Below are 26539 nucleotides of genomic sequence, written 5' to 3'. Positions count from 1 at the left end.
TGTTCGACGCTGCATATCTTATTAAGAAAATACGATTAAGAATTTTTTTTATCATTGTTTTATTTGTGCTCGATAAGAGAGCAAGGAAAAAAGATGGAAAAAACACAGCGAGTTTCTCTACTGGCGAAAGGAATGGGAATGCTGTTGTCCGGTACTTGTCGTTTATTAACGGGTGTCCGTACACGTTGGGTCGGATGCCAACCGGCTATTACCCCCCGCATCTACTATGCTAACCACTCAAGTCACCTCGACGGGTTGGTTATCTGGTCAGGGCTGCCTCCTTTAATGCGCCATTTTGTTCACCCTGTTGCCGCGAAAGATTATTGGGATGGCACACCATTTCGTCGCTACCTCGTCAATAAAGTGTTTCGAGCCGTCTTGGTTGATAGAAAAGGGGACAAACCTGCAAAAGAGTCTGTCCTTGGGCCGCTAGAAGCGGTGCTTGCTGCAAACCATTCATTAATTTTATTTCCAGAGGGAACTCGAGGAGATGGTGAGGAACTGGGTAGCTTCAAAAGCGGAATTTATCATTTAGCAAAAAAATATCCCAATGTTGAAGTCGTCCCGGTGTATTTGGAAAATTTAAATCGCGTGCTACCGAAAGGAACAAAGCTCGTGGTTCCAGTTATCTGTTCAGCAACGGTTGGGAAGCCACTATCCCCACTGACTGAAGATGAAAATAAGGCGGATTTTTTGCAAAGAGCGAAAGTTGCACTTGAGGAGATGATGCCATGAGTCTTTGGGATCGTGAATTAGCACTGCTGTTATCCGGTGTCTTCGGTATTTTGATGGTCGCCAGCGTGATAGGCGGTATTCTGGCATACCGTTATTCAGGGGAAAAAAGTAACCCAACCATTGATAACTTAAATGCGCGTATTCGTGCTTGGTGGGTGATGTGCATCGTTTGCGTTTTGGCGGTGGTACTTGGGAATATCGGGGTCGTGATCCTGTTTGCATTGATCTCTTTCTTTGCATTAAGGGAATTTATTACGCTAGCACCGACTCGCCGTAGCGACCATGAAGCGCTATTTTGGTGTTTTTTCGTCTTCCTTCCTCTGCAATATGTGCTGGTTGGGATTGAGTGGTATGGGATGTTCTCGATTTTTGTACCCGTGTTTGTCTTCTTGTTTTTACCGACGCGAATCGCGTTGGCGGGGGATACTTACCACTTCCTCGAACGCACGGCGAAAATACAGTGGGGTATGTTGGTCACGGTATTCTGCTTGAGCCACGTACCGGCATTATTGATGCTGAATATTGAAGGTTACCAAGGGGAAAACGTTAAGTTGCTGCTGTTTTTAATTGTGGTCACGCAAATCTCTGATGTGCTGCAATATGTCTTTGGTAAGTTACTGGGTAAACACCCTATTGTGCCTAAGCTTAGCCCAAATAAAACCGTCGAAGGATTTATTGGCGGAATATTAACGTCAGTGTTAATTGGTATCTGTTTGTATTGGGTGACGCCATTTAGTTGGTGGGCCGCAGGGCTTATGTCATTGGCGATTACGTTAATGGGCTTTGTGGGCGGCCTGTGTATGTCTGCCATTAAACGCGATAGCGGGATCAAAGATTTTGGTGCCATTATCGAAGGACATGGTGGAATGTTAGATAGAATTGATTCCCTATGTTTTGCCGCACCAATTTTCTTCCACCTAACGCGTTATTTTTATACCTAATAGCCTGTTATAAATAGATTTTTCTATTTTTCAATAACCGCAAAAGCACCGTAGGGTGCTTTTTTTATGGGAAAATGCTCTGCATCTTGCAATGATGGGGTCGTGCTGAGATTAACATGGTATCATCGAGACTTAATTTGTACTTCGAAGTAAGATGATTACGTTGAGTGGGTTAGTTTTCGTCATTTGAGCTAAAATTATGTAATCGAGATCACAAGAAAACATAAAAGTCGGCGGGAAAACCCATGCATAATCCTTGCTTTGTCGTATTATTCCAGCTGTTGAATCAATTCAGCAAAATTATTGGCTGAGTTTTAGCGGTTAATCCGTCAGCAACTTGTAGTGAATATCAGAGCAGTGCGGTGGTTTTTTCATAGATTTGCAATTTATGTTCATTAATCAGAGGTCATCATGGTCAAGCAGATTAAAAGAATTGGAGTGTTAACGAGCGGTGGAGATGCACCGGGTATGAACGCGGCGATCCGCGGCGTAGTACGTGCAGCTCTCGCAGAAGGTTTAGAAGTGATGGGTATTTTTGATGGATACCTCGGCCTTTATGAAAACCGTATGAAGCAATTAGACCGTTATAGCGTTTCGGACATGATCAACCGTGGCGGTACATTCTTAGGCTCTGCGCGCTTCCCTCAATTCCGTGATGAAAAAGTCCGCGCAGTGGCGGTTGAAAACCTGAAGAAAAACCACATCGATGCATTGGTTGTTATTGGTGGTGACGGTTCTTACCTTGGTGCTAAATGCCTGACTGAACTAGGTTTTCCATGCATTGGCTTACCAGGCACGATTGATAACGACGTTGCTGGAACAGACTACACCATCGGTTATTTCACTGCGTTAGAAACTGTGGTTGAAGCAATTGACCGCTTACGTGATACATCGACTTCTCACAAACGTATCTCTATCGTTGAAGTGATGGGGCGTTATTGTGGCGATCTCACCCTCTCTGCGGCAATTGCAGGTGGCTGTGAGTTTTTAGTTCTGCCAGAACAAGAAATGCCATTTAACCGTGAGGAGTTACTGTCAGAAATCAAACGTGGGATTGAAAAAGGCAAGCGCCATGCGATTGTCGCGATCACCGAGCACGTTTGCGATGTGGATGAGTTAGCAAAATACATTGAAGCAGAAACTCATCATGAAACTCGTGCAACTGTATTAGGTCACATTCAGCGCGGTGGTTCTCCAGTGGCTTATGACCGTATTTTGGCTTCTCGCATGGGTGCATATTCTATCCAACTGCTGCTTGAAGGCTACGGCGGGCGTTGTGTGGGGATCCAAAATGAAAAATTAGTTCACCATGATATTGTTGATGCGGTCATGAACATGAAACGCGTCTTCAAGAAAGATTGGCTGGAAACAGCGAAAAAACTGTACTAATTTCTCACCTCTATTATTGCAAATCTCACCGGTATGGTTGGCATTATGCTGACCATATCGGCGAAGATTGCCCTTGTTCCCCTCGATATTCCTCTTATTTATAAGATTTACCTTTTCGGTATTTCCCGTTGCCGTGGGTATCTGTCAGCCTGATTCCGTATTCAATTAATGGAGAAAAGGATGATGGTACGTTTCTGGCAAAGTTCACGCTATCCCATAGCGGCATTTTCTTTATTGTTATTAACTGCGGGAGCATGGGCGAAAGATATCCAAATTTTAAATGTCTCTTATGACCCGACTCGCGAATTTTATCGCCAATATAATCAAGAGTTTGGTGATTATTGGAAAGCAAAAACGGGGGATACAGTGACGGTGCGCCAGTCTCATGGCGGTTCCGGTAAACAAGCCACTTCGGTGATTAACGGATTAGAGGCTGATGTGGTGACGCTAGCCTTGGCATATGATGTGGATGCGATTGCACAAAGCGGCAAAATTAATCCGGGCTGGCTGAAAAAGCTCCCTGATAACTCCGCGCCTTATACTTCAACTATTGTCTTTTTAGTGCGTAAAGATAACCCGAAAAATATCCATGATTGGAATGATTTGATTCGAAAAGACGTTTCGGTTGTGACGCCGAACCCGAAAACATCCGGAGGCGCACGCTGGAATTATTTGGCGGCATGGGGATATGGATTAGAAAAAAATCAGAATGACCCAGAGAAGGCAAAACAGTTTGTGAAGCAGCTTTATCAAAATGTTGAAGTGCTAGACTCTGGGGCGAGAGGGGCAACCAACAGCTTTGTAGAGCGTGGAATCGGCGATGTACTGATTGCGTGGGAAAATGAAGCGTTGTTAGCCATTAATGAGTTAGGTGCGAAGGGGGATTTTGAAATTATTACCCCGAGTATTTCCATTTTGGCAGAGCCAACCGTTGCTGTTGTCGATAAAACAGTGGATAAGCGAGATCATCGTGAAGTGGCACAAGCCTATCTGGAATTTTTGTATTCACCTAAAGGGCAAGAAATTGCCGCAAAAAACTATTATCGTCCGCGAGATGCTCAAGTAGCCAAAGAATATCAAAACCAGTTTCCACAATTGAAATTGCTCACCGTGGATGAGAATTTTGGTGGTTGGCAACAAGCGCAGAAAACGCATTTTGCTAATGGTGGGATCTTTGATGAAATCATTCGCCGCTAATCGCTAACGATTTAAAGACCAAATTAAGCTCCTAACCGTCCGCTATCATGGCGGAACGGCTAGGAATTTATAACTACCGAATGTTTATCGCTACCAGCTATATTTCACGCCTAGCTGACCGAGATACATCGTTTGTTTATTACTGTTTCCTGATGTTTTTTCACCACCTTTCGGGTATTTCCATTTAGTGGGTTCATAGGCAACGCCGCCCCATAATGCTAACTTCGGTGTCATTTTGTATTCCACTTGAGTTCCGATACGGTAGCCATTACGTAGTTGCTGAGTGATTGAGCCTCTATTGTTGTATTCATTATCATTAATGAGATAGCGGAAATAAGGGGAAATGCTCCAGTCTTGATTAATAGTCACGGGTAAGCCAAGGCGAATTTGGCGTTGTAAGGATTGGGTGGTGAACTCATTATCCCACGCTTTATCGCTGTAATAGCTGATTTTGGCTTTAATGCTATCGGTGAGTTTGTAGCTCACGCCAACTTCAGATTCAAATTCGTAGCTATTGGCCACATAGAAATTACTGTAGTAGTAAAGTGCACCCCAATAATTAAATGTCCATCGTTCATCAAGGTTAATTGAACCAGAAGGCATAACCCAATAGAGGCTGTTGGATGAGCGTGCTTTAGAGCCTGGCGTTCCATCATTAGATTCTTTGCGGTAGGTGAAATTGACATCGAGGTTGGAAATTTTATCTTTAATGAACTGTTTGGTTGCACCGATTTGGGTTCGATTACGAATGTAGGAATCTCTGGAATTGGCGAAGTTTTTTCCGTGATTTCTTAAGGTTTCTCGGTGTTCGAGATCAAACGACCAAGTGGATGCCGGATTACTCAGCGATAACTTACCTATCATACTGGCTTTGTCATACACTTTGTTATTCAGTGAATCCCGCTGACCTTGATACTCTTCGAGCTCGACATACACATTGGTTTTAACGTGCCAATGATTATCACTGGATTGAGAATAACTGGCAGTAGGGAAAATGATTGCTGTGCTAAGAATTGCAGTATTAAGAATTAAACCCGTTATAGACTTCATATTCATCCTTTATAGAAGGCTTTAATTATTTAATGATTGAAAATCGATGGACTCACAGATTAATTATAATAAGGCAGAGTATGTCGGGCTCTGTGGATAAGGATCTAATTATAATTAATAAGGAGCCATTGATTTTTATTACACAACTAATTTACAGAATAAAGAATATCAATCATGAAAAGTCGGCGAGCCGACGCAAGCAATCTAAATGAATTATCTTGAGGTTGTCTATGGTTAATTTTTGATGGTATAGGTATTTAAATTAGTGGGTTAGCTAACTTTTCATTACCTAGTAGATTGTGTTTGTTCGATTTTTATTTATATTTTAAATGAAATTGAAGTTTGTCTGATACTTATATTTTTTTTATTTTACAGTAATTTTTCAAATGTAAAGTAATGGTTTATGTTTTTAATTAATGATTTTTTAAATTCTTTTTTTATTATTTTTTATTTAATGGAATGCAAAATAAAACCGTCTATTTAATGTTAAATTAAAATAGACGGTTAAATAAAATAATTAAATGCAGAATTTAATTATTTAGCTTTTTTTGCTTCAGCTGCTGCTTTAACAATCACCGCAAAAGCATCTGCTTTTAAGGACGCGCCGCCAACTAAAGCACCATCGATATCTGGTTGAGTGAATAACTCAGCTGCGTTGCCTGCGTTAACAGAACCGCCGTATTGAATGATTACTTGCTCAGCGACAGCTGCATCTTTTTTCGCAATGTGGCTACGAATAAATTTATGTACTGCTTGCGCTTGCGCTGGAGTTGCAGATTTACCCGTTCCGATTGCCCAGATTGGCTCATAAGCGATAACCGCGCCTTGGAATGCTTCTGCACCTAATGTGTTCAGGACTGCATCGATTTGACGAGCACAAACTTCTTCAGTCTTGCCAGCTTCGTTTTCTGCTTCGCTTTCACCGATACACAGAACTGGGATTAAACCTTGTTCTTTCAGCACTGCAAATTGTTTTGCAACGAACTCATCACTTTCTTTGTGATAAGTACGGCGCTCTGAGTGACCGATGATGATGTATTTTGCACCAACATCTTTCAGCATTTCAGCAGAAATTTCGCCAGTAAATGCGCCAGACAGGTTGACGTCAACGTTTTGTGCGCCTAATGCAATGCGGCTGCCAGCGATAGCGTGTTTAGCCTGAGTTAAGTACATTGCTGGTGGTGCAATTGCTACGTCACAGCCATCAACGCTGCTCAGTTCGTTACGCAGGCCAGCAATCAGTTCATTGACCATCTGGGTACTGCCGTTCAGTTTCCAGTTACCCATTACCAATGGATGTCGCATGTTATTTCCTCCAACCAAAAAGTTTGAATGATTTATCGATTAGTTTTTCATCACGCGATCAAAGTGTTACGCGCAACGAGACGTTTCTGTCGCTGTTCCTGCATTATAGGAACAATGGATAATAATAGCTTTGCTTTTCATCATGCTTATTGCTAGAGCGTGATCATCATCCATTTCGCGTGTTTGTTGCTCTCAATTATTTACTGCTTTCGCTTGCTTGTTGCTCTAGCTTAATCGGTTCAACAGCAAAAGTAAGCACATTATTGTCACTTTTTACCAAAATATATCGTAATGCACCTAATCTCGCTTCTTCTGCGCGAATTGGGGTTTTATTGGCCATAAACTTGTTCAGCGCGGCGGTCAGCTCAGGGGCTTTATCCAAAGAAACATTAGGGTCAAATTGATGAATAATAGCGATGATATAGCGCTCAATTAATTGGCGACTTTCTTGGGCGTCAGCTTCGTTGTCAGTAGGCAATAATGTGATTTGTAAGCTTTTAATTTTCTCACTACCCCGTTCGAGGACGGCAGATGAGTATATTTGTTGATTAATCCGTGATGCGGCACGAATGTAGGGCGCGGATATATCTTGGCTAGCAATCACTTTGTATTCGTGAAGATACAAATCTTTATAGGTTTGATTAAATTGACTACGTAGCTCTGGGATCGTGAGATTAAAGGTTGGCGCATCAGGCGCTAAATAGGCGACGCTTAAGTTGGTATCAGGTAACGTCGGTACCTTTTGGGAGAGTGCCATTTGTGGAAAATAGCACACAAAAGCGGTTATGATGATGGACATGGAACGGAATATTGGTTGAGCCATTTTTTCTGCCACTTATTCTTCAGAGATTAATATTGTATCAGGATTACACACAATGACATTACTACAATGGGCTTTTTCCTTTAAAGGCAGAATTGGACGACGACCATTTTGGGCGGGTGTTGCAGGCTGTTTTATTTTGATGACCCTGATTTCTCTCTTTCAAAACGCGTTTTCATTACCGGATGTTGTTGTGGTGGTGTTGTTTATTTTATTACTGTATCCCCTTGCTGCAATTTTCACTAAGCGCCTTCATGATAGAGGTAAACCGGGGGGATGGTTTGCTTTAGTCGTGTTAGCCTTTGCCCTTTTTTCCTTCGATGTCAGTCAATTGGCGGAAATTTGGCAATGGGGCATTGGACGCTTTCTTCCATTGCTGATTACGATGATGATGCTGATTGATTGTGGCGTTTTTGTAGGAATGGAAGGTGAAAATCCGTATGGAGAAAAGACAGATAAGGTTGATTATCTGTCTTAGCAGTTAGGCTATTACCAGTACTGTTCGCTAGTAATATGTCCCGGTTTACGGCGTAAATGTTTAACTAACCCGTGGGTTTCTTTGAGTTTATCCCGTGTATCTCGCACCATTTCTGGGTTGCCACACAGCATGATGTGGCATTTATCTGCGTCAATCGGCAACCCAACAAACTCTTCCAATTGATGATCTTCAATTAATGCGGGAACCCGTCCATATAGTGAGCCGGGGACGTGTTCACGGCTCACAACAGTGACAATGCGTAGTTTTCCTTGGAATTGCTGCTCTAATTGCTGCATGAGCGGCAGGTAACTCAGATCTTTTTGGTAACGCACGGCATGCAGTAAGACGATTTTTTCAAAGCGTTCTAGCCCTTTATTCTCTTGTAAAATAGAGAGAAATGGACCAATAGCCGTACCTGTTGAAAGCATCCAAAGATGTTTACATTCTGGGATTTCATCTAGCACAAAGAAGCCAGAGGCCTCATCGGTGATTTGCAGTGTATCGCCGATTTGTAGCTCAGCTAGCTTCGGGCTCAGTTTTCCATTGGGAACAATGACAAAATAGAATTCAAGGCGGTTGTCACTGGGGGCATTCACATACGAGTAGGCGCGGGCAACGCGTTCCCCATTAACTTCAAGGGCGAGTTTAGCAAATTGTCCTGCAATAAACGGTTGAATAGGCGCATCCACCACTAAACTAAACAAGGTTTCTGTCCAATATTTGGCCTCAACCACCCGACCTGTTACCCAATTCGCCATAAATTTGTCCCTCTTATCGAAAAAGCCTCAGAGAAAGTATTCAACAGTGTGAATTATTTAAGATATACATTGCTGAAGTTAATAGGATTTCATACTAGATCAGTTCATTGTTTATGCTTATCGATAAAGTGTTTTAGTGGATTATTCTGTAAATGGGGAGTTTGGTAATTTTAATGTACAGTTAAGTTGACAGAGGTGGCGAATATTACTGCCAACGCAAAGTAAATTAAAATGGTGTCCTACCTCGAAAAATTCATAAATTTTGTTATCTTTATCACACAAGAACAACATCAATTGTTTGCTAGTTATATAATTCCAATGTAATGGGCAAAACAACGAATAAAAATCTATTATTTAATCCTGAGTGCAACTGTTCGTGTTATTAAACTTTAATAATGCGGCGCTATTGTGTGCTCAGGAATTGTGAATGTCTGAGAGCAAAATGAGAAAGCTTGAAAATTTTAATCTGTTGCTAATGTTGATTGCCCTCGCTGCGGTTGGGCAAATGACTCAAACTGTTTATGTTCCCGTTATTGCTGAAATTGCGGTGTATTTCGGTGAACCTTCGGGTGCCGTACAGCGCGTTATGGCGGCGTATCTGTTTTCTTACGGTTTTTCCCAGTTACTGTATGGCCCGTTATCTGACCAAATTGGTCGCCGTCCGGTGATTTTAGCCGGGTTATCTATCTTCTTAATTTCAACGATTGTCGCTATTTTCGCCCCAACATTGACGGTATTGACAGTAGCGAGTGGTTTACAAGGTTTAGGTACAGGGGTTGCTGGAGTAATGGTGAGAACCATGCCGCGTGACCTGTATAAAGGCACTGCACTACGTTACGCCAATAGTTTGCTCAATATGGGGGTGTTAGTGAGCCCACTGTTAGCCCCTATGTTTGGTGGGATACTGGCGCACTTTTTTGGTTGGCACGCCTGTTATATTTTCTTATTCCTATTGGGTGGCGGAGTGTTGTTCAGTATGTATCGCTGGATGCCGGAGACTCGTCCTATTTCACCTGAAAAACATAATTTAGTGGCGTCATACCGTGAATTATTATCTAACGGTTCGTTTCTTTCGTATTTGACGATGTTGATTGGTGCTCTGGCGGGGATCGCAGTTTTTGAAGCTTGTAGCGGTGTATTGATGGGTGGTGTCTTAGGGCTAAGCAGTATTACCGTCAGTATTCTGTTTATTTTGCCTATTCCTGCGGCGTTCTTTGGTGCTTGGTACGCGGGGCGTGAAGGTAAGAATTTCTCCACCTTGATGTGGCAGTCTGTACTGATTTGTTTAGCTGCGGGCATCATGATGTGGGTACCAGGTTGGTTTGGCATCATGAATACATGGACACTGTTGGTACCTGCCGCCATTTTCTTCTTTGGTGCTGGAATGTTATTCCCGTTGGCGACTACTGGTGCGATGGAGCCATTCCCATATTTAGCCGGTGCCGCAGGGGCATTAGTGGGTGGTTTACAGAACGTGGGTTCTGGTGTTGCAACGTGGGTGTCTGCGTTAATGCCACAAAATGGCCAGTTTAGCCTTGGTTTGTTGATGTTCTTGATGTCGATGCTAGTCGTATTGTGCTGGCTGCCATTAGCGCGTCGTATGAGTCATACCGAGCGTATGGTTTAATTTAGAGTGTTGTTTTAGATTTATGTTCAGGGGGCAAATAAGCCCCCTGATTTATTATGCTGCTAATGGTATGAAATGCGCTGCTTCAATCCATTGAGTGGCCTGTTGTTGTGCGCCAATTGTGTCCTCTTTCATTCCTGCCATTTGTGAAGCGAGCGAGTTAAATTCCACAGGGCGATCGTAGTTTAGAAATTCCTTATTTTCTGAGAGTGTATTTTGGGCATTCTGTCCAATGAATATAGAATTAGCAGCTACGTCATCTTGTAAGTGGATATCGGAATATATTTTAATGCCTGCGATCTTTAAATCTGGGGTACTGTCTATCGTGCCTTTTACCGTCAAAATACCATCTTGAGCTGAAAGGTACCAAGGCTCTATAGGTGCATATTCTTGAATTTCACCTTGCTCATCATAAAGGCAGATGGTTGCCCAGTAGATATTGTTTGATGATGCAAATTCGCCAATATCAATTTGTTGATTAAGTTGCACATCAGACAGTAACTGAACATCGGATAGTACAGCCCGCTGAGGGAGTGATGCGAATGAATTTTCTTCATATAAATCAAAATGGTTGAGCGGAGTAAATGTTGCTTCAGTATCCACAATGGGCTGCGATGGGTCTAATGAAAAGTATTGCAGGTTTAATCGCCCTTTTTCGACCCATTTTGCACACAATGTTCGACTATCTTCACTCACCGACCAAAACAGTCTGCTACCACGCCAATAGTTATCTATCTGTAATTGTTCCGGCACAGTTTTTCCATCACCATAAATAAATAAGCGATTTGCTAGGGATTCAGGATTTTTATAGTGATAGAGCGTTGTGTCGTTGTTTTCTTTAGATTCGATAATCTCAATGCTGACTAATTCCCCCTTATTGGGAATGTTCAAATTAAGTTCGTTATCCCTCAAGGAAATTTTTAGGGATTCGGTGAGTAGACCGGATGGTGTGACATAGGTGATCGTCAAACTATGAGGGGAATCAGAATGATCCTGTTGGATCAATTGCCCGATAGTTTGAGTCACGGTGAGGTAGCTATAGGGGTGCTGTGAGCTATTAGGTAAAGGAAGAAATATGCCATTAAGTTGGTAGACGGAGACATATTCGCCTGGGACTTCACTTTCGTTAATTTTAGATAAAAAATGTTGAGCCAAGTAAATATAGTAATCTGAATGCGCTAAGAATGCGTCGTATTGATCGCTGTAATGAGGACAATCACTCGGATACATTGCGGGTATAATCTCATATTCTGGCTCGTCTTTACGGAAGGTTGTGTATTGCTGGCGATATGAATCATATGCAATGTTCTTACCATGACTTTCCGCTGGATATGGGTAACCTGCTTTTGTGGTATGGTCGAGTGCAAGACCATGCCCAAACATTTCATGCCATAAAATACTGGGTTTTGATATTCCGCCACCAAAGTTATGGGTTGCTAACCCAATCACACCTGATGTGCCCCCCTCCATAGATAGCGGCAGGATAGCGATATAAAAAAATTCGCTATACAGCTCTGTTCTCCGCGCTGCTTTTTGGCTCTCTAAATAAGAGCTCTCAATTTGTGACATTGATGGTTCTTGGATACTGCTTGGAGCGTCATATAAAAGATGAATCAGCGTCGTTCTATCTGTATAAATCGCATCATCTTGAACGATACAAGGGTATAAAGCCGATTTCTGAGGGATAGGGGGATAGCTATATAAGGTTAGCTGGTGAATGGGTAATTTGGCGAGCGCTTCTAATCCCCAACTGAGAGGAGAATAAGAGTAAGTACCGTGTCCATCTTGGTAAAGCGTTTTATGCGCGACATATGCAGTGATGGGCTTTATCTTTTTGATTCTAGGAAAAAAACTTCCTTCAGCGGTATAGAAGGGAAATGGTGTACCTTCACCAGGCATTGCGTATTTAGCTTCAACATTTTGGATGCCATATTGAGTTATTGGTATACCCCCCGCGAGAATTTGTATCTCCATATCAGGTTGAATCCATTTTCCCTTTATCGGCGCGGTATAGCTGTAACGGTGCCAATCTTTAGCTTCGAAGCTAGGCGTATTAGGCGGTGGGGTGAGAGCGGCGGGAAGGTTTGATGGACCCGTTAAAACCACTTTCTCTAATTCAATTCCCTCTTTATCTCGAATAATGGCCACAATATCGGGCGCTGTAGCCTCAGAGTCACTGGTAATATCAATTTTTAATAAAGCGGGTCGGTCAGCCGTTAAACTGAAGTATTTAGTATGGGGCTCAAGTAAGTGGGTTTGTGCTAGCTGAATATTGTGAATTTGCATATCGCTTGGCACGGGGTGATGGCGCATCTGAGGCTGATGATAAACCGGATCTGGTAACGTAAAAGTACGCTTACTTGGAAGGGACAGATAAGGCGCTTCTTCAGATTGTAGCTGAATAGACATAGGGGCAGAAACAGAGCCATCTTTCATAATGGCAATAAAATCAAACTGGTCATGCCCACGGAAAGATTGTTTACCATCAGGTATATATTGCCATTCTCCGGTTATTTCGTTTAATACAACCTCTCCAAATAATGGCTCTTCAATAAGCTGAAAATACACAATTTCCTCATGAAATGGCAAACTTCCAGACAGCACACCTACGTGAAATTGATTGGCGATACCATGGGGATTTTCTGCAATAAGAAGAGGGTGTAACTGCTGATTTTTTAGCTGAAATTGGGAAACAATCATGCCGCCACAGGTGATGACAATCTGGTTATTTTTATAGTGAGCTGAGATAAGTGGGAGTTCAAGATCAGCGAGTTGCTGATTAATATAGTCTTCGATTTCGGCAGCAAGCCCCTCCCAGGAATCGTGTGATGATAGGCTGATATCATCCAGTCTTAAAACGGTGTTCAGCCGTGAGTTATTAATCTGAATTGAAAAAGAGTGGCTATTTTGTAACGTCGCTTCCGTGAGTGCGAACGAGCTTATAGACGTAGAAGGTAATGACAGTGCCTGCTGGTAGCCATCAGGGTTGAATAAAGAATGTGGGGCTGGTTGTTCAAGCGAGGTATTTTCTGTGGTAATCAAGGGAGTGTGATGAATGAAATCATCAGGAATAAACTGTACTGATTCTTGCCCTGAAAAGCCCCAACCTAAGCGGATATTGGGGGCATTATCTTGTGTCGTGGTGGTGATTTTAAAGTGAACTTGCTGCCCCTTTTGGGTATGTTTAATCACGATTTCGCCACATTCATCTTGAGCATTAATTTGATGAGTGTACTGATCAATATCCAGTGTGAGGTTATAGGGATGATATTGCGTATCCACATAGAGGATAAGGCGTTCAGATTTAGGCACGGTGAGAACGCCTTCATAAACCCAAGTGGTTGGCTCTATTTGTTGAGGTAATCCGCTGAAATAGTAAGTTAAATTATCTAGAATATAGTATTTTTGCTCGGAGCTATCTTCATCGGATGCAGGGGTGGCAGTGACGGATATCCCTGGTTGAGAATATTGAGTGAAAATCGTTGTATCTTGCTCAGACGCTGGAGAGTCTTGTATGTATTCTAGCTCGTCAAGAAGCAATTGAACTGGCTTCGAGATAAGCGTTGTATCATTTTCAATAATCAGTAAGCCGCCACCAGTCAATTCAAGCCAATGTCGTGCCAGCTCTACTTGCAGATCGTTAGCATCACCCGCAAGAATGAGCATGCCATAATGACGCTCTGATTGGCCGCTTGGAAGTAGTAACTCAACAAATTGCGATTGAGAACGAGGCTCTCCATCGCGCCATTGATGAGGGGAGTTAAAGCTATCAACCCATAAATTATGCAATGGATGGAATTTAAACCCTGAAAAATCATCTTCATCTAGAGTGCTTAATAGATAGTTTTTTCGCTGTTCTCCCGGTAAACGAGGCTTATCCAGTAACCAGTTTGTGATATCAAAAGCGGCTTGTCCTGAATGTGTTTTCTGAGGATCGTCTTGTAGCCCTCCTAAGTAAAAACTGTCTGTGTGGATTTTTGCAACTCGTCCGCGATTTTTGTATAGACCAAGCTCTAAATATCCATGCTGTTGTGCTTGGGATGTGAGTTGTGCACTGGATTGATTGGTGTGCATCAATGCATATTTTTCCCGGTTATCCATAACCTTCACTCCTGAAATAATCTAAAAATAATTATTTATAAAATAATTCATAAACATAGTTATTGCAGGGACGAATTCTAGATAAGCAGGTGGGAGCTTTCTAATTTATTATTCATCTATGAGTGATGTTTTTATTTATTAGCGAATTACTTGAGATGTTGCGATTCGTAGTCGCGAGTAATAAAAAAGCAGTGCCGGAGCACTGCTTTGACGGTTTGTTTAGCAATATATTTTGTTTAGCGATATATGTCGTGATATCGAAAAGTTAAGCGCGGTCTTCCCACTCTTGAGCACGAGCGACCGCTTTTTTCCAGCCTTCGTATTTATAATTGCGCTCAGTGGTTTCAATACCCGGTTTAAAGACACGTTCAATGTTGGCTTTACTTTGCAGTTCATCCAAACTTTCCCAGAATCCAACGGCGATACCCGCTAAGTAAGCGGCACCTAACGCGGTGCTTTCACGGACTTCAGGGCGTTCTACAGAGGTACCGAGAATGTCTGATTGGAACTGCATCAGGAAGTTGTTCGCAACGGCACCACCGTCCACACGTAAGGCTTTTAGGCGTTCACCAGAATCGGCTTGCATCGCATCGAGGACATCGCGGGTTTGATAGGCGATGGATTCCAATGTGGCACGGATAATGTGGTTGCGGTTTGCCCCACGGGTTAAACCAAAAATAGCGCCGCGCGCATACGGATCCCAATAAGGGGCGCCTAAACCGGTAAATGCAGGCACCACATACACACCATTGCTGTCTTTAACTTTGGTGGCGAAATATTCGGAGTCCGTAGATTCATCAATCAGTTTCAGTTCATCACGTAGCCACTGAATAGAGGCGCCGCCCACAAACACCGCACCTTCAAGGGCATAGTTCACTTCGCCTTTAGGACCGCAAGCAATCGTGGTTAATAGACCATGATTGGAGCGAACTGCGGTATCACCGGTATTCATCAAGAGGAAGCAGCCAGTTCCGTAGGTATTTTTTGCCATACCGGATTTTACGCACAGTTGACCATACAGTGCTGCTTGTTGGTCACCCGCAATGCCCGAAATTGGGATACGCGTACCGCCTTTACCCCCAATGTTGGTTTGTCCGTAAACTTCAGAGGAAGGGCGGACTTCTGGCAGCATGTTACGAGGAATATTTAATGCTTTAAGGATTTTGTCATCCCATTCTAAATTACGAATGTTGAATAACATGGTACGAGAAGCGTTGGTATAGTCAGTGACGTGGACGCGACCTTGACTCATTTTCCAAACTAACCAAGTATCGACAGTACCGAACAGTAATTCACCTTTTTCTGCGCGTTCACGAGCACCTTCGACGTTATCGAGGATCCATTTTACTTTGGTTCCTGAGAAGTAAGGGTCGACCACTAAACCCGTATTTTGGCGAATATACTCTTCAAGTTCTTTATCGTTCGTTTTTAAATGGGTACAAAAGTCAGCGGTACGGCGGCATTGCCAAACAATCGCATTATAGACGGGTTTACCTGTCGCTTTCTCCCAAACAATCGTGGTTTCACGTTGGTTGGTGATACCGATACCTGCCACTTCATCGGTACGAATATCGGCTTTAGCGAGAACTTCAATTAATGTCGAACTTTGCGTTGCCCAAATTTCCATTGGGTCATGTTCTACCCAGCCTGGTTTTGGGTAGATTTGCGTGAATTCGCGCTGGGAAATACTGACGATATTTGCATCATGGTCGAGAACGACAGCTCGCGAACTGGTTGTGCCTTGATCAAGAGCGACAATATATTTTTTAACGATATTGGTTTCTGTTGTCATAATTTAAACCTGTTCAGCAATGGGTTAATCTGGTTTTAGGTAAACCCAGTTTTAGAAATAAGAAACGGTATTAAGAGGATTTTTTCTCTTCTTCATCAGACTCGCAAGTCATGCAAGGCAGATGGCGACCAATGAGTTTACGGTAACCGAATGCCCCTAGCAGACCACCAACAATCGGTGCAGTCAATGGGACAAGGAAATAAGGAATATCACGTCCGCCTGTCAGGGCAATATCACCCCATCCAGCCAAATAAGCCACGACTTTCGGACCAAAGTCACGAGCTGGGTTTAAGGCGAATCCAGTCAATGGACCAAAAGAGCCACCGATAACCGCAATTAAGATACCAATTAATAATGGTGCTAATGGGCCTTTAGGAACGCCGTTACCATCATCGGTTAAACCTAAAATTAGGCAGACTAAAATGGCAGCAATCACCACTTCAATAAAGAATGCATGGAGTACGCTGATTTGTGGTGCAGGGTAAGTAGAGAATACACCCGCAGTAAATAGACTTTCTTGCGTGCCACGAACAATATGGTGAACTTGTTCGTAATCGAAAAAGACAGGGGAATACATTGAGTAAACTAGGGCAGCAGCACAAAAGCCCCCTAGCATTTGAGCGATAATGTAAGGAATCACTTTTCGCTTATCGAAACACGCGAATAACCATAATGCTAATGTGACGGCAGGGTTTAAGTGAGCGCCAGAGATGCCCGCAGTTAGGTAAACTGCCAGCGCGACGCCGAAGCCCCAAATCACACTAATTTCCCAAAGACCTAACTGGGCACCCGCAATACGTACAGCCGCGACACATCCTAAACCAAAAAAAACCAACAGAGCAGTTCCAAGAAACTCCGATATGCACTGACCTGTCAGTGTTGAAGGTGTCATTTTGCTCATAATTATTCATCCTGCAATAGTCAATATAGGGGGCGTTTTGCACGAGTAAAATTTTCTTCGCGAAAATTTATTCTGTTAATTTAGCGAGAAAAAAGATAATCGAATATTGCGATTTGTGAAAACTGTGTGTCAAATCACCAAAAAACGAAAACAAACAATCATTTTTAAGGTCGAATTCAAACATTTGAATAGTCACGGTCGAAACAATTAAGAGAATAATGTTTGTAATCAAGTGTAAGTCACTGGACACAGAGGATCATGCTACTTACAATCGGGGGAAAGCGCTTATAAAGGGAGATCCGAACATGTCATTTGAAGTATTTGAGAAACTAGAATCCAAAGTTCAACAAGCCATCGACACCATCGCATTAATGCAAATGGAAATTGATGAACTGAAAGAACAAAACAGTGCATTAAGCCAAGAGTTACAAGCCAACAAATCAGGTACTGAATCACTGGTTCGTGAAAATGAACAGCTGAAGCAAGAGCAGGCGACTTGGCAGGAGCGTTTACGGACCCTGCTCGGCAAGATGGAAGAAGTCTAATCTCCTCGTCATACTTCGCATTGTAGGGGTGTTGGCTGCACTCAGTTATCCTAGTCACATACTTGTGTATGCTCCTAGGAATACCTTCGTTTGCCGCCTACCTACAATACGAATTATTTAGAGGTATTTAGAAGTTTGTTTTCTGAAAGAAGTGAAAAACAGAAAATAGAAAACAGAGCAGAAAAGAAAAAGGCAGATAGTGATATCTGCCTTTTTTGTGGAATTTGGTGGGAATTATTCGTCGATGGCTTCGTCGAAATCGTCGTTGGCTGCTTGGGTAAGCGGTTCTTCGGATAAAATCATGCCCGTGTTATCGGCATACAGATAATCACCGGAGAAGAATGTCACGCCGCCAAAATTAACGCGGATATCGCTTTCGCCGATACCTTCGTCAGGGCAACCCGCAGGGATTGCAGCAACTGCTTGGATGCCGAGATCTAACTCCATTAATGCATCCACTTGACGGACGGCACCGTAAACCACAATACCTTCCCAGCCATTGTCTACCGCTAATCGAGCAAGTTCAGCGTCAATCAGCGCTTTACGCACTGAACCACCGCCATCCACCAGCAAGATGCGCCCATGGCCGTCTTCTTCCAGCAAATCATACAGAATGCCATTATCTTCAAAGCATTTTACTGTAATGATTTGACCGCCAAATGAAGTACGTCCACCAAAGTTGGAGAATAAAGGTTCTACTACATTAACGCTTTCTTGGTAGATGTCGCAGAGTTCGGAAGTATCATATTTCATAGGATTTAGGTCTTTTTTGCTGCAAGAGGAAGGTCAGTATATCCCTTTTAGTCACTGATTGGCAAAATTCCCGCCAGAAAATAAGCGGGAAAAGTCAAAAAAACAGCAAATAATTGAGACTATTTACTCAGGATAACCCCAAGGGAGAATAAAACGTTGGTGACTAAAGCGATTTTCACCATATTTTCTAACATTGGGCGCATCCCTTCTGGGGTAGGATCAGAAAGCACTTTGCGCACATGATTCATCAGCATTGGTACCGCCAATAAGAATAACCAGCCCGCCCAACCTGTTAAATAGAGTAAATTGAAAAATACCAAACATAAGATGGAAACGATGATGATAATGGCGTGGTACATGCGCGCGCCTTGTGGACCTAAACGCACTGCCAACGTGTTTTTACCCGCTTTAATGTCGTTTTCAATATCACGCATGTTATTGATATTTAAAACAGCTACAGACAGTAAACCGCAAGCTGTTGCTGGTAGGATAGTGATGATATTAAAGCTATTCGCTTGTAGGTAAAAAGTACCAATCACACTTAACCAACCAAAGAAAATGAGGACGGAAATATCCCCAAGGCCAAGGTAGCCATAAGGTTTTTTACCGACGGTATACGTAATGGCAGCCACGATAGCCACTAACCCTAAGCCAAGGAATCCGATGGCATCTTCTGGTTTTTCGCACGCGACAATAATCAACAATAGACCGGAAAGGCAAGCCGCGAAGATATTCAGCTTCAGCGCTTTTTTCATATCTTCTTTGGTGATGACGCCTTTTTGCATTCCACGCAGAGGTCCGATGCGTTCAGCGGTGTCTGAGCCTTTAATCGCATCGCCATAGTCATTGGCGAGGTTAGATAAAATTTGTAATAAGCCCGCTGTGATAATAGAAAGCAGAGCGACAGGCCACTTAAAGTTACCCGTGAAATAGGTCAATGCGGATCCAGTGACGATGGCAATCACCCCTAATGGTAGGGTTTTTGGTCGTAAACTTTCTAGCCAAGCTTGTTTGCGGCTGATTGAAGATGAGTTCATGTAATTTATTCACCGTACTCGTGATATTTCAATGGGTAACGTGGCTTTGCTGCTGAGTGACCGTTTGAATTATTGGGAGTAAATGTTCTTATTAAGTTGGATTTTATATGTCAAAAGTGCAGCAAGATTGCTGCACTTTAGCTAACATCCATTAAGGATACATGAAAACCTGATAATTAATAAGATTATAAAATAAATCTACTCAGGTCTTCGTCTGCTACCAGTTCGTCTAAGTGCTGGCGGACATACTCAGCATCGATTGTAATGCTTTGTCCGTCGCGCTCGCTGGCGTCGAAAGAGATATCTTCCATCAGACGTTCTAGCACAGTATGTAAACGACGCGCACCGATATTCTCGGTTGATTCATTCACTTGCCATGCAGATTCTGCAATTTTACGAATACCATCTGCGGTGAATTCAACGCTAACACCTTCTGTTGCCATCAACGCTTTGTACTGTTCAGTCAAAGAAGCATTAGGCTCAGTTAAGATGCGCTCGAAATCTTCAGTGGTCAGCGCCTGAAGTTCAACACGAATTGGCAGACGACCTTGCAGTTCCGGAATCAAATCAGATGGGCTAGAAACTTGGAATGCCCCAGATGCGATAAACAGGATGTGGTCAGTTTTCACCATACCGTGTTTGGTTGAGATGGTGCAGCCTTCGATTAATGGTAATAGGTCACGCTGAACCCCTTCACGGGACACATCTGGACCTGAACTTTGACCGCCGCGTTTACAGATTTTATCAAACTCATCAATAAACACGATACCGTTTTGTTCAACGGCTTCAATGGCTTGTTCTTTCAGCTCTTCAGGATTAACCAGTTTTGCCGCTTCTTCTTCCACCAGCAGTTTAAAAGCTTCTTTGATTTTCATCTTACGAGGCTTCTGTTTTTGACCTGCTAAGTTTTGGAACATAGATTGTAGCTGGTTGGTCATCTCTTCCATGCCTGGAGGAGCCATGATTTCAACGCCCATTGGTGCTGCGGAAACTTCAATTTCAATTTCTTTATCGTCTAATTGACCTTCACGTAACTTCTTACGGAATGCTTGGCGTGCTGGTGATTGCTCATCAACAGGCTCTGCTTGTCCCCAGTTATTTTTTGCTGGTGGGATCAACACATCAAGAATGCGTTCTTCCGCCATTTCTTCGGCACGATAACGGTTTTTCTCGATAGACTGTAAACGCACCATTTTTACCGCAGAATCGGTAAGATCGCGGATGATAGAGTCAACTTCTTTACCTACATAGCCCACTTCCGTGAACTTAGTGGCTTCAACTTTGATGAATGGCGCATTTGCCAGTTTGGCTAAACGGCGTGCGATTTCGGTTTTACCTACCCCGGTAGGACCAATCATCAGTATGTTTTTTGGAGTCACTTCATGGCGTAAATGCTCATTTAACTGCATACGGCGCCAGCGGTTACGCAGGGCGATAGCAACAGAACGTTTAGCTTTATGTTGACCAATAATATGGTTGTCGAGTTCGCTGACAATTTCGCGTGGAGTCATTTCGGACATGCTAGCAATCCTTATGATTTTGAAGAAATTTCTTCAAAGTTGACATTATGGTTGGTGTAAATACAGATATCTCCCGCTATCGCGAGGGCTTTTTCCGCGATTTCGCGAGCGCTTAAGTCTGTATTTTCGAGAAGGGCGCGTGCTGCTGATTGGGCATATGGACCACCAGAGCCAATCGCAATCAGGTCATTTTCAGGCTGAACGACGTCGCCATTACCCGTAATAATTAATGAAGTGTGTTCATCAGCGACGGCAAGCAGTGCTTCTAATTTGCGCAGCATGCGGTCGGTACGCCAATCTTTGGCTAATTCCACCGCCGCTTTAGTGAGGTGTCCTTGATGGAGTTCAAGTTTGCGCTCGAACAGTTCAAAGAGTGTGAATGCGTCTGCGGTGCCACCGGCAAATCCTGCAATGACTTTGTCGTTATATAAACGGCGAACTTTGCGGACATTGCCTTTCATGACGGTATTACCCATCGTCGCCTGTCCATCACCACCGATTACAACTTGGCCATTACGGCGAACACTTACGATTGTTGTCATGAGTTAGCCCCTGGTTGTATTACAAAAAGAATGCAGTTGATTTCATTTTTTGATAGATAAATTTCAAGTGATAGTGGTCTATTCACTATCACTTGAAAGAGATTGATCTCAAAAATAACTGCTTACGAGTACGTTAAAACAGTAGATGGGGGGGCGGCGGGGATTTTTCAACCCCCAGAAGCACGAAGAATACAACCACTCACGCCAACGCCTGCTGCACGGTCACGCATGCTTTCAGCGGTGGACTTAGAATATGGGCCTAATACGATGCGATGCCAGCCACCACCTGCGGTGACGCGACTTTCGATACCCGCAAATGCGAGAGTGGCACGTACTGACTCAGCCTGCTCTGCTGTTTTAAATGAACCGCATTGAACGAGCATATTCTGCATTTTATTCACCGGAGCCGTTTCAGGTTTAGGCTCAGATTTCACTTCCGGTTTTGTGACAGGCTGAGCTTGCTGAACTGGCGCAACTGGACGTGTTTCCGGTTTTTGCTCAATAATCGACGGTTTGCGTTGGGTTGGAGCTTCAACGGGCTTAGCTGGTTCATTGATCACTACTTGTGAGCGCGGTACCGGCTTACCATTAAATGGCACTTCTTGCAGGTTGGTCACAGGTTGACGACGATCAGAATCCATTTGTTCTAACAACTGGCGCTGTTCGGTAGTGAGATCAGACTGACGAATATTGCCGCTATTTGTGCTAGGTTGCGATGGCGAAGTGTAATCTTGCCAAGGCTCTTCCAGCTCCCTTTTATAGCGCCAAGGTTCTTCAGGTTTAGGTGGCAGCGTGCTACCCGGTTTTGCAGCTTGAGTGGGGAGTGCAGTTTGAGGCGCTTCTTTTTTATTATGAGTAATAAAAAATAGCCCACCTACGAATAACACCACAATAGCGACCGCCACAATTAATGTGGTTAGCGGTAGCCCTTGGGCCTTCTTCGATTTGCCTTTGCTTTTTTTACGAGCGGACGACCGTCCTCGAGCTACATAATCTTTTTGTGCCACGCTATTAATTCACTAGTTGTCAGTTGTTAATCGTTATTTAGGTCATATGTTACTTAACCTTAACGATTTTGCCTAGCATTTAGGCGCTTTTGTACTCTCTCTAACGATTAAATCAGAATCTAGGAGACGAGAACCTGCAGTGACACTATTTCCGTGTAGCTGTTCTAGTAATAATAGCATCGCATGGCGACCAATTTCCCTGCGAGGGTGATTGATGGTCGTCAGTGCGGGTAATGTATATTTGGCTTGCTCAAGGTTATCAAAGCCGACAAAAGAGATATCGTCTGGAATGTTCAGACCCATTTTCTTCGCTTGCCACATGGCACCGAATGCCATGATATCAGTATGGCAGAAAACGGCAGTCGGTGGCTCTGGTAAAGAAAGTAATGTTTTTAATGCTTCAGCGCCGCTTTCATGAGAGAAATCCCCACGTACAATATAGCTCTCTCTTAGCCCTTCTCCGGTGCGTAACATGGCTTTTTTATACCCTTCTAAGCGGTATTGGCTATGTGGCATCTCTTCAGGTCCTGCGATACAAGCAATACGTTTATGACCTTGTTTTAGCAGGTAATGGGTAGCATTGAAGGCCGCGGTGAGGTTATCAATATGCACCGTTGGGAGTTTTAACTCTGGCGCGAATTCGTTAGCCATCACAATTGGCGGTAGATTTTTTTGTTCTTCGGTTGAGACGTCAAACGGTAAGTTAGAGCCCAACAGAACCATGCCATCAATCTGTTTGGTAATGATCAGGTTGATAAAGGCATTTTCTTGTTTCTGTTGATGTTTACAGTCACCAATCAGCACAAAGTAACCTTCGTGAGCAGCCACTTCTTCAATACCGCAGATCACATCGCTGAAGAATGGATCGCTAATGTCTGGGACGATCGCGAGAATAGTTTTGGATTCATTGCGTTTATAGCTGCGGGCAAGGTTATGAGGATAATAGCCAACATCTAAGACGGCTTGCTCAACTTTTTGGCGTGTTTGCAGGGAGACTTTTTCAGGGTTCATCAATGTCCGAGAAACGGTGGCTGTTGATACGCCAGCTGCGTTCGCGACATCTTTCATGGTCGCCGTATTATTGTGCTTTTTACTTTCCACAACGCCTTCCTTTGTCTATTTAATCGATTGCTTTTTTTTGAATGGCGCGAACACGTCATTTTGTTAATTAAAAGACATTCTAAAGAGTTTCACAATAATATCTGTTACCTAGTTTGCATAAAAAGTGTGACTTGCATCATTTTTTAGAGCTGCCTCGCAAAATTTGAAAATAGTTATAGTGATAACCACTTAATCCAAATTCTTAATCCATGCGTTTATGGCAAAAAATGACGGTTTAGTTATTGGAGTCAGTTAGTTACAGCACCCCTATTTCGGGTAAATGAGTGCTGTTAACCGTCCGTAGGATCTACGTCAATATTCCATTTTACCTTGCGGCTTTCCGGTTGTTTTAGTAACTCAGGTAATAATTGCGCCATAAACTGTTGCAGATAGGCGCGTGATGGATGTTGCAATAAAAGCTGCCAGCGAAAACGTCCGCCTCGTTTGGCTTGAATAGACGGTGCAGGACCTAAAATCCATAAGCGTGAGTCACTTTGTGGGTGTTGGCTAATATATTGGCGAACATTCTGTAAAAACTGCCTTGAATCCTGATTATTATGATCTTCAGACCGAATAAGAATGTGGCTAGTAAACGGTGGAAGCATTGCCACTCGGCGCTCTTCAAGGGCTTCTGCAGAAAAGGCGTTATAGCCACTTTCTAGTAAGGTGAGCAAAAGCGGGTGCTCAGGGTGGTGAGTCTGTAAGAACACTTCCCCCTGCTTACCTGCCCGTCCTGCTCGTCCTGAGACCTGCACATATAATTGTGCGAAACGTTCGGCGGCTCTAAAATCGCTAGAAAATAAGGCGCCATCAACATCCAGCAATGCCACGAGAGTCACATCTGGAAAATGGTGTCCTTTCGCCAGCATTTGTGTGCCAATCAAAATTCGCGCGCCGCCTTCATGGACCGTGTTCAAATGTTGCTCCAGTTCCCCTTTGCGGCTGGTGGTATCACGGTCAATACGGGTGACAGGCACATCCGGAAATAGCTCGGAAATTCCTTCTTCTAGCTGCTCGGTTCCCATTCCGACAGGCACTAAATGCGTTGATCCACATTGCGGGCATTGGCGCGGAACAGGGCGCTGGCTATCACAGTGATGGCAACGTAACTGATGAAAATTTTGGTGCAAAGTATAGTAATGATCACAACGCTGGCATTCCGCTATCCAACCGCATTCATGGCAGATAAGTGCAGGCGAATAACCTCGGCGGTTTAAAAATAAAATCACCTGATTATTTTGTGCGAGGTGATTTTTAATATGTTGGATCAGTAAATGGGATAGTCCAAATTTAAGCGGCTGCCCTTTTAAATCAATCAAATGCTGCTCAGCGGGACGGGCGTTTCCTGCACGGATAGTGAGATTTAATTGACGATATTTATTCTGTTGAACATTGCTCAGTGTTTCGAGTGATGGCGTCGCAGTTCCCATGATAATTGGGATATTTTCTTTTTTTGCACGGAAAACCGCCAAATCACGGGCATGGTAGCGCCAGCCATCTTGCTGTTTATACGAACTGTCATGCTCTTCATCGATAATAATAATGCCAAGACGGGCAAATGGCGTGAACAAGGCAGAGCGAGTCCCGATGATAATGCCGTTAGAACCTTGCTTTGCCCGTAACCAAACCGCTAAGCGTTCACTGTCATTGAGTGCAGAATGCAGCACATCCACAGGAACGTTAAAGCGTTCACGGAAGCGATTAATGGTTTGTGGTGTTAAGCCAATTTCGGGGACTAATACCAAGGCTTGTTTACCTTGAGCCAGAATATTTTCTAACACACTCAGGTAGACTTCGGTTTTTCCCGATCCGGTGATCCCCGCCAGTAACCACGGCGAAAAATTATCATCTTCTGCGCGAATTGCGCCTACAGCAGTGGCTTGTTCGCTATTGAGTCGTAAACGTTCTCCGCTGACGGCAAACTGTGATTGCCATTTTTCCGCAACTGGTTGAACAGGGTGCAACTCGGCATACTGTTTTTTCTTTAATGCTTGCAGGGCGCTTTCACTGATTTCAAGCTCACTAACTTGATGGCGATAAACCGGACGGCGGCGTAAGAGCGCTAATGCTTGCTGCTGTTTTGGGGATCGTTTTAGCTCATTCAGATCCGCCGCTTGGCCTTCTTCAGTTACTTGCCATTGCCAGATCGGTGTAAATTCAGCGGGTTTCCCTTGGCGCAATAGGGTTGGCATCGCGTGAAATAGCACTTCGCCAATAGGATAATGGTAGTATTGAGATGACCATAACAGCAGCTGCCAGAGATCGTCGGGGAACAGGGTTTTTGAATCTAACACCAGCTCCACGGCTTTGAGTTGGTCTTCGGGAAATTCGCTTTTATCGCTCAGATTAACAACCACACCAAGGGCTTGGCGTTTGCCAAAAGGCACCATAACTCGTCCACCGATGACGGGGACTGGCATATTTGCACCCAAGAGATAATCAAATGTGCGATTTAATGGAACAGGTAACGCCACCTGAACGACGATCATAGCTGGATTTCCGTCTGTTTTTTGTACAAAAATATGAGGGTATTCTGTTAGAGTACCACAAAAATCATGCTATTTTCATTGCGTGATAAACAGATTTTCTGTATGATCCGCCGCCTTTGGTATCAATTAATTTTGTTTTGCCAATAAACTAAATTTAATCAACACGACGTGTGGTGTCCGGCGTTAGGGCTGGAATGGCGACACGGCCTTATTAGAGGTTCTCCCATGAAAAAAGGTATTCACCCTAAATACGAAGAAGTTACTGCAACTTGTTCTTGCGGCAACGTAATGAAAATCAACTCAACAGCTGGTCACTCTCTGAACCTGGACGTTTGTGGTAACTGCCATCCGTTCTATACTGGTAAACAACGTGATGTTGCTACCGGTGGTCGTGTTGATCGCTTCAACCAGCGTTTCAGCATCCCAGGTGCTAAAAAGTAATAAAACCTGT

Annotated in this window: 22 protein-coding genes; 8 read left to right on the top strand and 14 right to left on the bottom strand. The window is 43.5% G+C overall.

The annotated features are described in order from the left end of the window. The first annotated feature begins 93 nt into the window (after positions 1 to 93). The 4 genes from ACY3ZI_RS20175 (at position 94) to ACY3ZI_RS20160 (ending at position 4262) form a co-directional block, all read left to right on the top strand. Positions 94 to 735 carry a lysophospholipid acyltransferase family protein gene (locus tag ACY3ZI_RS20175; RefSeq protein ID WP_211887660.1) on the top strand — a complete coding sequence of 214 codons (642 nt, stop codon included), beginning with the start codon at positions 94 to 96 and terminating at the stop codon, positions 733 to 735. Next, on the top strand, positions 732 to 1676 hold the full coding sequence (locus ACY3ZI_RS20170) for a phosphatidate cytidylyltransferase (RefSeq protein ID WP_036950825.1): 945 nt from the start codon (positions 732 to 734) through the stop codon (positions 1674 to 1676). Before ACY3ZI_RS20175 ends, ACY3ZI_RS20170 begins: the two co-directional genes overlap by 4 nt. A 411-nt stretch (positions 1677 to 2087) precedes the next feature. Next, a complete protein-coding gene (gene pfkA, locus ACY3ZI_RS20165) occupies positions 2088 to 3065 on the top strand; it encodes a 6-phosphofructokinase (protein ID WP_132497045.1) in 978 nt (325 codons plus the stop codon). A 183-nt stretch (positions 3066 to 3248) separates the two neighbouring features. Beyond that, positions 3249 to 4262 carry a sulfate ABC transporter substrate-binding protein gene (locus ACY3ZI_RS20160; RefSeq protein WP_211887695.1) on the top strand — a complete coding sequence of 338 codons (1014 nt, stop codon included), beginning with the start codon at positions 3249 to 3251 and terminating at the stop codon, positions 4260 to 4262. 90 nt (positions 4263 to 4352) lie between these two features. Here ACY3ZI_RS20160 and ACY3ZI_RS20155 read toward each other — a convergent pair whose 3' ends face one another. The 3 genes from ACY3ZI_RS20155 to ACY3ZI_RS20145 form a co-directional block, all read right to left on the bottom strand. After that, on the bottom strand, positions 4353 to 5318 hold the full coding sequence (locus ACY3ZI_RS20155) for an OmpG family monomeric porin (protein WP_211887662.1): 966 nt from the start codon (positions 5316 to 5318) through the stop codon (positions 4353 to 4355). Between the two features lie 528 nt (positions 5319 to 5846). Next, positions 5847 to 6617 (bottom strand): triose-phosphate isomerase, encoded by a 771-nt coding sequence (gene tpiA, locus ACY3ZI_RS20150; RefSeq protein WP_036950832.1) that lies wholly within the window; start codon positions 6615 to 6617, stop codon positions 5847 to 5849. Positions 6618 to 6813: 196 nt separating this feature from the next. Next, positions 6814 to 7440 (bottom strand): DUF1454 family protein, encoded by a 627-nt coding sequence (locus tag ACY3ZI_RS20145; protein ID WP_211887664.1) that lies wholly within the window; start codon positions 7438 to 7440, stop codon positions 6814 to 6816. Positions 7441 to 7492: 52 nt separating this feature from the next. On the opposite strand from ACY3ZI_RS20145, the gene ACY3ZI_RS20140 reads away from it, so the two are divergent. Next, positions 7493 to 7915 (top strand): DUF805 domain-containing protein, encoded by a 423-nt coding sequence (locus ACY3ZI_RS20140; RefSeq protein ID WP_036950836.1) that lies wholly within the window; start codon positions 7493 to 7495, stop codon positions 7913 to 7915. A gap of 11 nt (positions 7916 to 7926) precedes the next feature. Here ACY3ZI_RS20140 and fpr read toward each other — a convergent pair whose 3' ends face one another. Then, positions 7927 to 8673, bottom strand: a complete 747-nt coding sequence (gene fpr, locus ACY3ZI_RS20135) for a ferredoxin--NADP(+) reductase (protein WP_487375740.1) — start codon at positions 8671 to 8673, stop codon at positions 7927 to 7929. Between the two features lie 442 nt (positions 8674 to 9115). Here fpr and emrD point away from each other — a divergent pair, with 442 nt between their 5' ends. Continuing rightward, positions 9116 to 10300, top strand: coding sequence for a multidrug efflux MFS transporter EmrD (gene emrD / locus ACY3ZI_RS20130; protein WP_036950922.1), 1185 nt, complete (start codon positions 9116 to 9118; stop codon positions 10298 to 10300). Between the two features lie 54 nt (positions 10301 to 10354). On the opposite strand, the gene ACY3ZI_RS20125 is transcribed toward emrD, so the two are convergent. The 3 genes from ACY3ZI_RS20125 to ACY3ZI_RS20115 form a co-directional block, all read right to left on the bottom strand. Continuing rightward, complete coding sequence (locus ACY3ZI_RS20125) at positions 10355 to 14401, bottom strand: hypothetical protein (protein WP_487375739.1); 4047 nt, start codon at positions 14399 to 14401, stop codon at positions 10355 to 10357. A 265-nt stretch (positions 14402 to 14666) separates the two neighbouring features. Beyond that, a complete protein-coding gene (glpK, locus tag ACY3ZI_RS20120) occupies positions 14667 to 16193 on the bottom strand; it encodes a glycerol kinase GlpK (protein WP_487375738.1) in 1527 nt (508 codons plus the stop codon). Between the two features lie 70 nt (positions 16194 to 16263). Then, positions 16264 to 17094, bottom strand: a complete 831-nt coding sequence (locus tag ACY3ZI_RS20115) for an MIP/aquaporin family protein (RefSeq protein WP_272522218.1) — start codon at positions 17092 to 17094, stop codon at positions 16264 to 16266. A 305-nt stretch (positions 17095 to 17399) separates the two neighbouring features. Between ACY3ZI_RS20115 and zapB the strand changes: the two genes are divergently transcribed. Then, positions 17400 to 17639: a cell division protein ZapB gene (gene zapB, locus ACY3ZI_RS20110; RefSeq protein WP_108479177.1), complete on the top strand. Its 240-nt coding sequence runs from the start codon at positions 17400 to 17402 to the stop codon at positions 17637 to 17639. A 234-nt stretch (positions 17640 to 17873) separates the two neighbouring features. Here zapB and rraA read toward each other — a convergent pair whose 3' ends face one another. From rraA to priA, 7 genes are all read right to left on the bottom strand, one after another. Then, complete coding sequence (gene rraA / locus ACY3ZI_RS20105; RefSeq protein WP_154603274.1) at positions 17874 to 18392, bottom strand: ribonuclease E activity regulator RraA; 519 nt, start codon at positions 18390 to 18392, stop codon at positions 17874 to 17876. Between the two features lie 119 nt (positions 18393 to 18511). Next, entirely contained in the window at positions 18512 to 19429 is a 918-nt protein-coding gene (locus ACY3ZI_RS20100; RefSeq protein ID WP_036950853.1) for a 1,4-dihydroxy-2-naphthoate polyprenyltransferase, read from the bottom strand. A gap of 185 nt (positions 19430 to 19614) precedes the next feature. Continuing rightward, positions 19615 to 20949: an ATP-dependent protease ATPase subunit HslU gene (gene hslU, locus ACY3ZI_RS20095; RefSeq protein ID WP_108479178.1), complete on the bottom strand. Its 1335-nt coding sequence runs from the start codon at positions 20947 to 20949 to the stop codon at positions 19615 to 19617. A gap of 11 nt (positions 20950 to 20960) precedes the next feature. Further along, positions 20961 to 21491, bottom strand: coding sequence for an ATP-dependent protease subunit HslV (gene hslV / locus ACY3ZI_RS20090; RefSeq protein ID WP_006660514.1), 531 nt, complete (start codon positions 21489 to 21491; stop codon positions 20961 to 20963). Between the two features lie 167 nt (positions 21492 to 21658). Further along, on the bottom strand, positions 21659 to 22498 hold the full coding sequence (gene ftsN, locus ACY3ZI_RS20085; protein WP_211887671.1) for a cell division protein FtsN: 840 nt from the start codon (positions 22496 to 22498) through the stop codon (positions 21659 to 21661). Positions 22499 to 22570: 72 nt separating this feature from the next. Further along, entirely contained in the window at positions 22571 to 23599 is a 1029-nt protein-coding gene (gene cytR, locus ACY3ZI_RS20080) for a DNA-binding transcriptional regulator CytR (protein ID WP_036950860.1), read from the bottom strand. 290 nt (positions 23600 to 23889) lie between these two features. Further along, positions 23890 to 26088, bottom strand: coding sequence for a primosomal protein N' (gene priA, locus ACY3ZI_RS20075; protein ID WP_487375737.1), 2199 nt, complete (start codon positions 26086 to 26088; stop codon positions 23890 to 23892). Between the two features lie 225 nt (positions 26089 to 26313). On the opposite strand from priA, the gene rpmE reads away from it, so the two are divergent. Beyond that, positions 26314 to 26529: a 50S ribosomal protein L31 gene (gene rpmE, locus ACY3ZI_RS20070; RefSeq protein ID WP_036950864.1), complete on the top strand. Its 216-nt coding sequence runs from the start codon at positions 26314 to 26316 to the stop codon at positions 26527 to 26529. Positions 26530 to 26539 lie beyond the last annotated feature (10 nt).

The sequence above is a fragment of the Providencia sp. LY12 genome (assembly GCF_057621555.1).
The sequence above is the reverse complement of the archived record's forward strand: the minus strand, read 5'-3'. Positions and strand labels throughout refer to the sequence as shown.